Annotated in this window: 13 protein-coding genes; 4 read left to right on the top strand and 9 right to left on the bottom strand. The window is 70.8% G+C overall.

What is annotated here, in order from left to right:
- Positions 1-56: 56 nt before the first annotated feature.
- Positions 57-1,502, top strand: coding sequence for a threonine synthase (thrC, locus tag NNJEOMEG_RS01635; RefSeq protein ID WP_173080635.1), 1,446 nt, complete (start codon positions 57-59; stop codon positions 1,500-1,502).
- Between the two features lie 409 nt (positions 1,503-1,911).
- Here the strand turns inward: thrC and NNJEOMEG_RS01630 are convergent, their stop codons facing one another.
- Positions 1,912-2,310, bottom strand: a complete 399-nt coding sequence (locus NNJEOMEG_RS01630) for a hypothetical protein (RefSeq protein WP_173080633.1) — start codon at positions 2,308-2,310, stop codon at positions 1,912-1,914.
- Between the two features lie 88 nt (positions 2,311-2,398).
- On the bottom strand, positions 2,399-2,821 hold the full coding sequence (locus tag NNJEOMEG_RS01625; protein WP_173080631.1) for a hypothetical protein: 423 nt from the start codon (positions 2,819-2,821) through the stop codon (positions 2,399-2,401).
- Positions 2,822-2,951: 130 nt separating this feature from the next.
- Here NNJEOMEG_RS01625 and NNJEOMEG_RS01620 point away from each other — a divergent pair, with 130 nt between their 5' ends.
- Positions 2,952-3,692 carry a TlyA family RNA methyltransferase gene (locus NNJEOMEG_RS01620; RefSeq protein ID WP_173080629.1) on the top strand — a complete coding sequence of 247 codons (741 nt, stop codon included), beginning with the start codon at positions 2,952-2,954 and terminating at the stop codon, positions 3,690-3,692.
- Between the two features lie 9 nt (positions 3,693-3,701).
- Here the strand turns inward: NNJEOMEG_RS01620 and NNJEOMEG_RS01615 are convergent, their stop codons facing one another.
- Together NNJEOMEG_RS01615 and NNJEOMEG_RS01610 are read right to left on the bottom strand one after the other, a co-directional pair.
- A complete protein-coding gene (locus NNJEOMEG_RS01615) occupies positions 3,702-4,127 on the bottom strand; it encodes a YccF domain-containing protein (protein ID WP_173080627.1) in 426 nt (141 codons plus the stop codon).
- Between the two features lie 208 nt (positions 4,128-4,335).
- Positions 4,336-5,220 (bottom strand): rhodanese-like domain-containing protein, encoded by an 885-nt coding sequence (locus NNJEOMEG_RS01610; RefSeq protein ID WP_235956789.1) that lies wholly within the window; start codon positions 5,218-5,220, stop codon positions 4,336-4,338.
- Between the two features lie 48 nt (positions 5,221-5,268).
- On the opposite strand from NNJEOMEG_RS01610, the gene NNJEOMEG_RS01605 reads away from it, so the two are divergent.
- Positions 5,269-5,757, top strand: coding sequence for a rhodanese-like domain-containing protein (locus tag NNJEOMEG_RS01605; RefSeq protein ID WP_173080625.1), 489 nt, complete (start codon positions 5,269-5,271; stop codon positions 5,755-5,757).
- Entirely contained in the window at positions 5,754-6,182 is a 429-nt protein-coding gene (locus tag NNJEOMEG_RS01600) for a MauE/DoxX family redox-associated membrane protein (RefSeq protein ID WP_173080623.1), read from the top strand. The genes NNJEOMEG_RS01605 and NNJEOMEG_RS01600 overlap by 4 nt, the downstream gene beginning before the upstream one ends.
- Here the strand turns inward: NNJEOMEG_RS01600 and bioA are convergent.
- From bioA to bioB, 5 genes are read right to left on the bottom strand one after another with little or no spacing between them, the layout of a single operon-like run.
- Positions 6,179-8,203, bottom strand: coding sequence for an adenosylmethionine--8-amino-7-oxononanoate transaminase (bioA, locus tag NNJEOMEG_RS01595; RefSeq protein WP_173080621.1), 2,025 nt, complete (start codon positions 8,201-8,203; stop codon positions 6,179-6,181). The two genes, NNJEOMEG_RS01600 and bioA, sit on opposite strands and share 4 nt — an antisense overlap.
- Before the next feature lie 10 nt (positions 8,204-8,213).
- On the bottom strand, positions 8,214-9,011 hold the full coding sequence (locus tag NNJEOMEG_RS20395) for a methyltransferase (protein WP_173080619.1): 798 nt from the start codon (positions 9,009-9,011) through the stop codon (positions 8,214-8,216).
- Entirely contained in the window at positions 9,008-9,643 is a 636-nt protein-coding gene (locus NNJEOMEG_RS01585) for an alpha/beta fold hydrolase (RefSeq protein ID WP_173080617.1), read from the bottom strand. The genes NNJEOMEG_RS20395 and NNJEOMEG_RS01585 overlap by 4 nt, the downstream gene beginning before the upstream one ends.
- Positions 9,640-10,794: an aminotransferase class I/II-fold pyridoxal phosphate-dependent enzyme gene (locus NNJEOMEG_RS01580; protein WP_173080615.1), complete on the bottom strand. Its 1,155-nt coding sequence runs from the start codon at positions 10,792-10,794 to the stop codon at positions 9,640-9,642. Before NNJEOMEG_RS01580 ends, NNJEOMEG_RS01585 begins: the two co-directional genes overlap by 4 nt.
- Entirely contained in the window at positions 10,787-11,788 is a 1,002-nt protein-coding gene (gene bioB / locus NNJEOMEG_RS01575; protein ID WP_173080613.1) for a biotin synthase BioB, read from the bottom strand. The genes NNJEOMEG_RS01580 and bioB overlap by 8 nt, the downstream gene beginning before the upstream one ends.
- Between the last annotated feature and the right edge of the window lie 5 nt (positions 11,789-11,793).

Genomic DNA, 11,793 nt, shown 5'->3' with positions numbered 1-11,793 from the left:
GCCTTGGATAAACTGCGCGCCGTCGAACGGACCCATCCATTCTGCGAGGACACAGCATGATCCCCAACGATTTCCCCTCCTACCGCGGCAAGATGGAATACTTCTGCCTCGGCTGCCAGGAACGCTTCGACATCGGCGCGCTCCACTACACCTGCCCCAAATGCGGGGGCGTGTTCCTTCTCGAGGACGACTGGTTCGACTCCCTGGCCGAGAACCCCCCGGTCTACTGGAAGTCGCTCTTCGACAAGCGCGCCGCCAGCAAGAACACCCCGTTGCGCGGCATCTTCCGCTTCTACGAGCTCATGGCCCCCATCCTGGAGCCCCAGGACATCGTCTACCTGGGCGAGGGCAACACCCCCATCATCGAGGCCAGCCCCGCGCTCTCCAAGATCCTGGGCGTGCCCATGGCCTTCAAGAACGACGGCCAGAACCCCTCCGCCTCCTTCAAGGACAGGGGCATGGCCTGCGCCTTCAGCTACTTGAAGCACCTCGTGCGCGCCAACGGCTGGGACCAGGTGCTCACCGTCTGCGCCTCCACCGGAGACACCTCCGCCGCCGCCGCGCTCTACGCCGCCTATGTGGGACCGCCCATCACCTCCGTGGTCATCCTGCCCCAGGGCAAGGTGACCCCCCAGCAACTGGCCCAGCCCCTGGGCAGCGGGGCCGTGGTCCTCGAAGTGCCCGGCGTCTTCGACGACTGCATGAAAGTGGTGGAGCACCTGGCCGACAACTACCGCGTGGCCCTGCTCAATTCCAAAAACGCCTGGCGCATCCTCGGCCAGGAATCCTATGCCTTCGAGGTGGCCCAGTGGTACGACTGGGACACCTACCGCAAGGCCGTCTTCGTGCCCATCGGCAACGCGGGCAACGTCACCGCCGTCATGAGCGGCTTCCTCAAGCTCAAGCGCCTGGGCATCATCCCCTCGCTGCCGCGCATCTTCGGGGTGCAGTCCGCCCACGCGGACCCGGTCTACCGCTACTACGCGCAAGACCCCGCCGGCCGCTCCTTCGAGCCCGTGAAGGTGCAACCCAGCGCCGCCCAGGCCGCCATGATCGGCAACCCCGTCAGCTTCCCCCGCGTGCGGCACTTCGCCGAACAGTACGAAAAGATCGGCGGCCCAGGCTCCTTCCAGGTGGTCCAGGTCGAAGAACAGGCCATCGTGGAAGGCATGCTCCTGGCAAACCGCCACGGACACATCAGCTGCACCCAGGGCGGCGAATGCGTGGCGGGACTCCTGCGCGCCCGCGAACTGGGACTGATCGAACCCTCCGAGACCGCCATCCTGGACGCCACCGCCCACAGCCTCAAGTTCATCGGCTTCCAGGACATGTATTTCAACGACGCCTTCCCCGCCGAGTACGGCGTCAAGGCCGACAAGTCCCTGGTGAACAAGCCCGAACTCGTGATCACCGCCGACGAGAAGGAACGCCTCTCCCCCGAGGAATACACCGTGGCCGCCGCCGAAAAAGTCGTGGCACGGCTGGGACTCGCGGGCAAATAAGCGCTGTCTCGCGCACGGCGCATGCAACACGGGGCGGCTTCGGCCGCCCCTTTGCGTTGAAGGGGCCGCCCGGTGCGGCGCGGATGGGGCTCAGGCGTTGGAAGAGCCTCCGGCGGCCAGGGCTCCGCCCTGCACCCGCTGGAGAGGGCGCTGCCCTCTCCAGACCTCACCCGCCAGGGGAGAGCCCCCCCTGGACCCGGCAATTGCTTCGCGGGCTTCACCGGCTAGACCGTCTCATCTCGGTCCTGTGTGGACCTGCGCGTAACCCTCGCGGCAGATCGTCTTCAAATCGGTCGGCCGCGAGGTTAACGCGCGGGGTCACACAGGACCAGGACGGCGTACAGCCGGGCACGGCAGCAGACACCCGCCGCGCCTCCCGCTGTCGCGGGGCGGGCGCCGGGGCTGGGCCCTAGCGCGACTTTCCGCCCTCGAACACGGGTGGAGGCGGCGCGCCTTTGCCGCCTCTGGTGTAGGCGCTGTCTCCCACCTTGTTGGTGACGGAGCCGTCGCTGCCGTACCACGTGTCTCCCACGCGGTTGTAGGTGGTCCCCCGGTTGCCGTAGGTGGAGTTGCCGTTTCGGTTGTAGGTGGAGCCGTCGTTGCCGTAGGTGGAGTTGTCGTTGCGGTTGTAGGTGGCCCCGTTGTTGCCGTAGGTTGAATTGCCTGAACGATTATAGTTGGTGCCCTCGTTGCGGTAGATGGTGGCGCCGGACTTGTTGGACACGCTGCCCGGTCCGCGTTGGCCCAGGCAGGGGGCGGCCAGGAACAGGATGGACGCCAGGGCGATCAGGTGCGCGCAGAGTTTCATGGGAGCCTCCTGCGCGAAGTGTATCGATCGTTCTATTTGTTCTGTCAAGCGGTCGCTTGTTGTGCGGCGTGTCTTGTCGGGTCGGGTTTCATGCCGTGTGGCGTGTCCGTTTTCCCTCGCGCCGTAGGGCGTATTCCACGAAGGAGTACGCCCTCAGGAACGGCTTGCCCATGTGCAAGGCTTTGATGACGTCGAAGAGGATGTGGAAAAGGCAGGCCGCGAGCATCACCCGGAATTCGTGCCGCCAGAAGCCCAGAGCCCAGAGCAGCAGCATGAACTCGGCGGTGTGGAACCAGCTGAGGGCCAGATAGTCGTCGTAGTCGTGCACGGCGCGGTGGTAGGCGAAGAAGCGTTTCGGGTCGAGGCTGCGGCAGTCGCGCACGAAGGGGATCAGGTGGTCCAGGTCGATGAAAAACACGGTGAGCCCGAAGAGGAGGGCGTCGTTGCCGATGAAGGGGTAAAGGATCGCCGCGCTCAGCGCTCCTTGCGCGGCGTGCACTTTGGGGCTCACGGGCGCTCTCTCCGGGAGCGTTGACGCGCGGCCCGGAGCGCCGTATGCCCCCTCGGTCGGGACGCCCTGGGGCGACGTGTCGTTGGCATGGAACGCCCTGTAAACCACGAGCCCGCCGCAGGCAACACGCATGGCCAACCCCAAGATACGCGCAGACCAGCTCCTGGTGGACCAGGGCCTGGCAGAGAGCCGCGAGCGCGCCAAGCGCCTCGTGATGGCGGGCCAGGTCTATCTGGACGTGAACGGCCGCCCCGAACGGCTGGACAAGCCCGGGCGGATGCTTCCGGCTTCGGCCGCGCTCTCCCTGGCCGCGCCGGAGCGTTTCGTGAGCCGGGGGGCCTACAAGCTCCTCTCCGCGCTGGAGCACTTCCGCCTGGACGTGACGGGCCGCACGGCCCTGGACGTGGGGGCCTCCACGGGGGGCTTCACCGACTGCCTGCTCCAGCACGGGGCGGTGAAGGTCTACGCCGTGGACGTGGGCAAGTGCCAGCTCCACGAGAAGCTGCGCGCCGACCCCCGCGTGGTCTCCCTGGAGGGCGTGAACTTCCGTCTGGCCGCGCCGGACCTGATCCCCGAGCCCGTGGATCTGGCGGTGATCGACGTGTCTTTCATCTCGCTCGCCAAGGTGCTCCCGGCGGTGAAGGGGTTCCTCAAACCCGGGGGATTCATCGTGGCCCTGGTCAAGCCGCAGTTCGAGCTTGGTCCGGGACAGACCGACAAGGGCGTGGTGCGCGACGAGTCGCTGCGGCGGCTGGCCGTGCAGCTGGTGGAGGGCGCGGCGCGCGAGCTGGGGCTGGAACCGGCCGGGGTGGTCCCGGCCGGGGTCAAGGGGCCAAAGGGCAACCAGGAGTATCTGTTGCTCCTGCGTTGAGGCGCGGGTCTACTGCATCACGCGCACGTCGGAGGAGTCCACCACGGTCTTGCCCACCGGGGCCAGGGAGATGAGGGCGAGCTTCAGGTGCTGCACGCCGAAGGGGATGCCGATGATGGACACGAAGTTGGCCACCGCGCTGGCCAGGTGTCCCAGGGCCAGCCACCAGCCCGCCAGCAGGAACCAGATCACGTTGCCCACCAGTCCCAGCGGCCCGGTGCCCGCGTCGTGGTAGCCCTGCACAAACTGGCGGTCCACCACCATCTTGCCGAAGGGCCAGAACGCCAGCCCGGCGATCACGAAGCAGGAGCGCGCCCAGGGCAGGCCGATGATGGTGAGCACCATGATGAGCCCGGCAATGCACCAGCCGATGCCCATCACGATGCCGCCGAGCACAAGCCACAGGACGTTCAGGATAAAGTTCACGGGGGCCATCGGGTCTCCTTGCACGGATGTTTGTTGTTTGCCGGATCGCTCGCTCGCGCACCGTGGCCGGTGAAGCCCGCGAAGCAACTGCCGGGGTCCGGGGGGAGGCTCTCCCCCCGGCGGGAGAGTGCAGAGAGGGCGGAGCCCTCTTTGCCCGCCGGAGGCCTCTTCTCCTGGCGGCTGGCCGCCCGCCTCCGAAGCAGCTCCTGCGGTCCGCCTATTTCGCCTGCCGGTCCATGAGCGTGGCCAGGGCTTTCAGGTGTCCGCGCTCCTCGTTGGCCAGGTCCAGGAGGGTCTGCCTGCCCTCGCCCTGGGCGTTGGCGGCGAATCGCATGTAGAGGTCCATGGCCTGGGCCTCGATGCCCATGGCCATGTCCAGGGCGTCGCGGGGCGCGACGGGCTGTTTGCGATCCGCGAGGATGTCCTGGGCGTCGCGTCCTCCCTCCAGGGCCTTGTCCACGGCCAGGGCCTCCAGGTCTTCGATGCCCCGGCTTTCGGGGCGGTAGCTCTTGTAGAGGTGGTAGACCACCAGCTTGTGCTTGTCCTCGAAGCCCGCGAGCCGGTTGAAGAGCTCCTTGAGGCCCTGGTCCGTGAACTCGCCCGCGAGGCGCTGGTAGAACAGGCCCAGTTCGCGTTCCATGGAGTAGGCGAGCGCAAGGATGCGTTCGGGCGACTCGTCGCCGGAGAGATGGCGCATGCCGGTTTCGGGCGCGCCCACGGCGGTGGCGCCGGTCCAGGCCATGATGCCGCCCAGGAGGTTCGTCACGTCCGGGTGCGCGTGGGCCAGCAGGGAGGCTGCGGCCGCGCTGCGTCGACCGGAGTGGCAGTAGACCAGCACGGGCGCGTCGTCCGGGATTTCCGCGCGGCGCTCCTCCAGTTCGCCCAGAGGGAGGAGCTTGGCCCCGGGCAGGTGGAATTCCTCGTATTCCCAGGGCTGGCGCACGTCGAGGACGAGGAGTCCGCCGGGGCGTTCCTTGGCGAGGAGCGCCTTGGCGGAGGCGGCGTCGATGTCCTTGGGCGGGTGGCTGTTCATGGGGCCTCCGGGGGCTTTGGCGGTGAGCAGGAATCGGAAGTATTCGAGCAGGGCGTTGAGTTTCCGCACGATTTCCTCTAGGCAGTGAGTCGGCGGCAAGCCGAAGCGAGGCAGGACATGCAAGCACGTACGAGCCTCCCCTGGTGGCCGGGGGTTGTTGTTCTTGTGGCGGTATCCATCATGGCGGCGTGGGTTGTCAACGAAGCGCGGCCCGTGAAGCTCCCGTGGTGGTCCGATTTCCGGGCGGAGAAGGCGGCGCAGACCCAGCGCAAGGGTTTCCTCACGGTGGCCCCGGCCGAGGCCCGGGCCATGCTGGTGGCGGGGGCGCGGCTCTTCGTGGACGCGCGCGAGCCCGCCGAGTACGAGGCCGGGCACATCCCCGGCGCGGTGAGCGTGTCGGCCGAGGCGCTGCTCACGGGGATGGACTCGGTGCTGCCCGGGGTGGAGAAGGGGCGTCCGCTGCTGGTCTACTGCGGCGACCTGGCCTGCCCCAAGAGCAGGGACCTGGCCCAGGGTCTCAAGGAACTGGGCTTCGCGGATATCGCGGTGATGCCCGAGGGGCTTGATGGCTGGCGCGCCGCGGGCGGCCCGGTGGAGGCGAAATGATGCGCGCGCTTTACTTTCTTGCCAGGCTCGCGTTCGGCGCGGTGTTCGTCTACGCCGGGGCCGAGAAGATGGCCGACCCGGCCACGTTCGCAGACGTGATCTTCAACTACCGCATGCTGCCGGGCCAGCTGGTCTATCCGGTGGCCCTGTTCCTGCCCGCGCTGGAAGTGGTGTGCGGCCTGGCCCTTTGGACAGGCTGCATGGCCCGCGCGGCGGCGGGCATCCTCAACCTGCTCATGGCGGCCTTCATGCTGGGCCTGGGCCAGGCCATGCTCCGGGGCCTGGACGTGACCTGCGGCTGCTTCGGCGGCGCGGGTCAGGCCGTGACCGGCGAGACCCTGCTGCGCGACGCGGCGATCCTGGCCGTGGGCCTGCTGGCCCAGTGGGGCGCGGTGGTCCAGGCCAGGGACGACGCCGGGGTCTAGTCCAGGGTCTTGAGGGCATCCTCCAGGGTGTCGTAGGCCCGGTGCAGTTCGGCGGGCGCGAGGCACGCCGGAGGCATCAAGTAGAACACGTCGCCCAGCGGGCGCACGTAGAATCCCCGCTCCAGGAAGAAGGCCTTGACGCGCCTGCCCACGGCGGCCTCGTAGCCTACGCCCGAACCCGTCACGTCCACCGCGCCGATGGCCCCGCGCCAGCGGGGCCGCGCGAGCCCGGGGCGTCCCGCCAGCGCCAGAAGGCGCTGCGCGTGGACGGCCTCCAGGGCCTTGATGCGCGCAAGCGTTCCCTCCTCCCGGAAGAGATCGAGCCCGGCCAGGGCCGCCGCGCAGCCAAGGGGGTTGGCGGTGAAGGAGTGGCCGTGGGCGAAGGCCCGGTCGAAAGTCTGGCCCGAAAACCCCTGATAGACGGCCTCGGTGGTCACGGTGACGGCCATGGGCAGGAACCCGGCCGTGAGCCCTTTGGCCAGGCAGACGATGTCCGGGGCGAAACCGACCTGCTCGCAGGCGAAGAGGGTCCCGGTGCGTCCGAAGCCGGTCATCACCTCGTCGTAGACCACCAGCGCTCCGGCCCGGCGGGCCATTTCCGAGAAGGCTTTGACGAATCCGGGCCGGGCCATGCGCATGCCCGAAGCGCCCTGCACCAGGGGCTCCAGGATCACGCCCGCCACGTTGCCCGCGTGCACGGCGAAGTAGTTCTCGGCCACGGCCAGGGCCTGTGATTCCTTTTCGTCCGCGTCCGGGTCGCCCGCCCAGGTGGCGGGGAAGGGCAGATGGTCCACGGGGAAGAGCAGGGGCTCGAACCCGGCGTAGAATCCGCTGGAATACCCGGCGGACATGGCCCCCACGGTGTCGCCGTGGTAGCCGCCCTGGAGCGCGGCGAAGCGGCGGCGCTCCGGTCGGCCCTCGTTGCGCCAGTACTGGTGCGCCATCTTCAGGGCGGCCTCCACCGCGGTGGAGCCGTTGTCGGAGAAGAAGACTCGCGTGAGCCCTCCGGGCAGGGCCTCGGCCAGGGCCAGGGCCAGACGGGCGGCGGGCTCGTGGGTGAAGTCGGCGAAGAGCGCCTGCTCCAGGCGCGCGGCCTGGCCGGCCACGGCCCGGACCACGGCCGGGTGGGCGTGGCCGTGGCAGGTGACCCACCAGGAGGAAACCATGTCCAGCAGCTCGCGGCCGTCGGCCGTGAAAAGGCGCGCGCCCTGGCCGCGCAGGGCCTGCATCGGCGGAGGGGCCGTCCCGGCCTGGGTGAAGGGATGCCAGACGTGGCGGCGGTCCATCTCCAGCACGTCGGGGCCCGGGGCGCGGGTTTGCCGGTCGTCGGGCTCCGGAAGGCCAGGGGCAGGCATGGCGGCGTCCACGACCCCGTCGTCTCGGCTCCGCACCAGAGCGCCGTCGGCCCGCACCGTCACCGGAAGCTCCAGCCGCGCGGCCCAGGGAGCCAGGGCCTCGGGCGTGAGAGGATCGAGGCGCGGCAGTTCCAGCACCACGCGCACGCGGCCCAGCTTTTCGATGTCGCGGCGGTTGCGGGCGTCGGGTTCGCCGATCAGGGCCACGCCCGCCACCTCGATGCCGCGCAGGCGCAGGGCCTCCAGGGTGAGCAGGGTGTGGTTGATGGTGCCCAGGCCCGAGCGGGCGGCCACCAGCACGGGCAGGCCCAGGCGGGCCATGAGCGCGGCCATGTCCTGCCCCGGCGCGACGGGCACGAGCGCTCCGCCCGCGCCCTCCACCACCAGGGGGCGCGCGGTCCCGGGCAGGCGCACCTGGTGGATGTCCAGGCGCACGCCCGCCAGTTCGGCGGCCTGGCTGGGGGCCAGGGGCGCGGGCAGCACGCAGGCCGGGGGATGCAGGCGTTCGGGGCCGAGCCCGGCCAGCCGGGCCGCCTCGGAAGTGTCGGAGTCCTGTCCGGTCTGGAAGGGTTTGAAATAGTCCGCGCCCAGGGCGCGGCAGAGCAGGGCGCTGAGCACGGTCTTGCCCACGCCGGTGTCGGTGCCGGTGACGAAGTAGCCGTTCATGGAGATGATCCTAGTGCGTAAGCGGCCGGAACGCCAGGGCGTGGAGGGCGTGGTAGGCCATGGGGGCGGGGGATGCGTCGGCCAGGGCGGCCACGGCGCGCAGCGCGCCCGGCGCGAGGGGCGTGTGGCCGGGGCGCGGCACACGCCCGCCCACGGCCCGGAGGTGGCGGGGCAGGTCCAGGGCGCTGGCGAGGGCCAGGGGGTGGACCTCCTCGATGATCTCCGGGGGCGCGGGAAAGAGCGCGGCCAGATCCTCCTGGGAGGGGAAGTCCTGGAGGCCGCAGGGGAGCCCCAGGGCCTGATGCGCCGCGCGCCAGGGCCCGAAGGTGCCCGCGCCGGGCAGGCAGACGGCCAGCAGCCCGCCCGGGCGCACCAGGGACCACAGGGCGGCCAGGGCCTGGCCCAGGTTTTCGGTCCAGTGCAGGGCCATGCTGGAAACCACCACGTGGAAGCCGGGCCTGAGGGCCGGGGCCTGGATGTCCATGGCCACGGCCAGGGGCGCGCCGGGCCGGAGTCCGATGCGGAGTCGGCCCGGGCTCGCGTCCAGGCGGCGGACGGCGCGCCCGAGCATCACCGGGGAGAGGTCCGCCAGGACATAGCGGCCCACCGATGCCTGGGCGGCCAGGCGCTGGGCCAGGAAGCCCGTGCCGCAGCCCGCGTCCAGGACGCTCGCGCCGTGGGGAAGTCCGCGTTGCAGGATGAGCCCGGCCAGCCGGTGCGCCGCGGCCTCCTGGGGCCTGGCGTGGAGGTCGTAGCTCTCGGCCCGGGAGAAGGCCCGACGGATGCGCGCCTGGCGCGAGAGGGTCACGGGCGCTCCAGGAAGGCCTGGAGGAGCCGGAAGGTCTCGTCCGGGCGCGTAGCCGGGAAGGCGTGGCCGCCCGGGAGGAGCGCCGCCCCGGGGAAGCGCTCCAGGAAGGCCTGACGGGGCACGATGGTGTCGTCCTCGGCCCCCAGGGCCAGGAGCGGGCCGGACCAGGCCTCCAGACGGGGGGATTCGTCCCATTGCAGGAGGTGGTCCAGGCCTTTGGCCAGGCGCGCCGAGTCGGCGCGGGAGGTGTCCGGGCGCAAGTGCGCGGGCAGGGCGCAGGCCTCGTGGAAGGCCGCCAGCACGGCGCGTGGATCGCGAGCGAGACCCCGGCGCATGGCCCGCACGGCCCCGGGCGGGCCGGGGAAGCGGGCGAAGCCGCCCAGGCAGGCCAGGGCGTCGGGGCGTGGGGCCTCCCGGCGCAGCAGGGCGGCGAAGCCCAGGGAGTGGCCCACGGCCACCAGGGGGCCGGGGGCGGCGAGGAATTCCCGAGGCGGGTCCGGGCGTTCGGGGCCGAAATAGCCCAGGTCCAGGGCCGCCGCGTGGTGGCCCGGGAACCTCGAGAGCAGGGGCTTCCAGAACGAGGCGTCCAGGCCCCAGCCGTGCAGGAAGAGCAGACGGGCGGGGGCGCTCACGAGCAGGCCCCTGCCGCGCGGACCACGGCGTCGGCCAGGCGCTCCACGTCGTCCGGGGTGTGCAGGGCCGTAAGCGACAGGCGCAGCCTGCTGGACCCCTCGGGGACGGTGGGCGGGCGCACGGCCACGGCCAGCACGTTCTCGCGGCGCAGGGCCTCCATGGCGGCCAGGGCGCGGGCGGCATGGCCCAGGATCACGGGGACGATCTGGGTGGAGGAACGTTCGGTGGACAGCCCCGCCGCGTTCAGACGCCCGCGCAGTGCTTCGGCCAGGGCGAGCAGGCGTTCGCGCCGGGGGGCCAGGGTCGGAACGAGGTCCAGGGCCGCGTCGGCCGCGCCCAGGCAGGGCGGGGGCAGGGCCGTGGAGAAAATGAAGCCCGAGGCCCTGTTCACCAGATATTCCCGTACCGCGCGCGAGCAGCAGACGTAGGCCCCGTAGCTCCCCAGCGATTTGCCCAGGGTGCCCATCACGAGGCCGCTTTCCATGGCCACGCCTTCGGCCAGGCCCATGCCCGTGGGGCCGAACACCCCGGTGGCGTGGGCCTCGTCCAGGTAGAGGAAGGCCCCGTGGCGCGCCGCCAGGTCCGCCAGGGCGTGCACGTCGGCCCGGTCGCCGTCCATGGAGAAGACCGACTCGCTCAGGATGAAGCGCGCGCGCTTCTCGTGGGCGTGCTTCCCGAGCAGGGCCTCCAGGTGGTCCAGGTCCAGGTGTCGGTAGCGCAGCTGGCGCGCCCCGGCCAGGCGGCAGCCCTCGTGCATGCTGGCGTGGTTGAGCTTGTCCGCGAAGACCAGCGGCTCTGCGCTCAGAGTCCTTTCGTCCAGGAGCGCGGCGATGGCCGAGGCGTTGGTCTGGTAGCCCGAGCCCATGAGCAGGGCGGCCTCGTGGCCCTTGAGCCGGGCCAGTTTCTCCTCCAGGGCGTCGTGGGGGGGGAGGGTGCCCCGGATCAGGCGCGCGGAGGCCGAGCCCGCTCCCCAGCGGCGGGCGAAGGCGCAGGCCCGCTCCACCACGGCGGGGTGGCGCGAGAGGCCCAGATAGTCGTTGGAGGAGGCGTCCAGGATTTCCCGGCGGCCGGGGTCGAAGGCGCGGGTGGCGCGCAGCCGTCCGGCGTTCCGGGACTCGGCCAGGGCCTGGCGGTAGCGCTCCTCAGGCATCCTCGATCTCCCATCCGGCGTCCCGGATGCCCTGGCGGTCGGCGGCGGCGTCCAGGCCAGACGTGGTGAGGTAGTCGCCGATCATCAGCCCGCTGGCCCCGGCCTCCAGCGGCGCGAGGCCCCGCGTCGGTCCGAACACGGTCTTGCGGCCGCCGCAGATGCGCAGATGCGCCGAGGGCAGGATGAAGCGCAGAAGCGCCACGATCTTCAGCGCCTCCTCGGGCGCAAGGGGCGGCCTGCGCTCCATGGGCGTGCCCGGGATGGGCGAGAGGAAGTTCACGGGAACGGAGTCCACGCCCAGCTCGCGCAGGGTCAGGGCCAGTTCGGCGCGTTGCTCCCAGCTTTCGCCCAGACCGAAGATGCCCCCCGAGCAGACGCCCAAGCCCGCGTCCAGTGCGTCGCGCACGGCCTGCACGTCGTCCTCGTAGTCGTGGGTGGTGCAGATTTCCGGGAAGAAGCTGCGCGCGGTCTCCAGATTGTGATGGTAGAGGTGTAGCCCGTCGGACCGAAGCTCCTCGAACCGCGCGCGAGAGAGGATGCCGCAGGAGGCGTCGGGGAGCATGCCCAGGTCCGCCACGCCGCGCACGGCCCGGCGCAGGCGCTCGAAGTCCTCCCGCGAGGGGGTGAGCCCGGAGAGCACGATGCCGAAGCGCCTGGCCCCGTGGGCGCGCATGGTCCGGGCGGCGTCGAGGATGCGTTCGTGATCGAGGAAAGGGTGGCAGGGCGCGCCGGTGTCGAAATGGGAGGACTGGGCGCAGAAGGCGCAGTTCTCGGAGCAGCGCCCGCTCCTGGCGTTGACGATGGCGCACAGGCTCACGGCGCGGCCCAGGCGCGCCAGTCGGATGCGCCGCGCCGCGCCGAGGAGGTCCGCCAGTTCTTCGCCCCGGGCCTGGGCCACGACGGTGATGACTTCGTGCAGGAGCTCGCCCCGAAGGTCCTGCCCGTCCAGGACGAGGGTGGTCGCCGCGTGGAGCGGCCGGTTGCCAATGATCATAAGTT

It is taken from the genome of Fundidesulfovibrio magnetotacticus, assembly GCF_013019105.1.
In the GTDB taxonomy this organism is placed as follows: domain Bacteria; phylum Desulfobacterota; class Desulfovibrionia; order Desulfovibrionales; family Desulfovibrionaceae; genus Fundidesulfovibrio; species Fundidesulfovibrio magnetotacticus.
The sequence above is the reverse complement of the archived record's forward strand: the minus strand, read 5'-3'. Positions and strand labels throughout refer to the sequence as shown.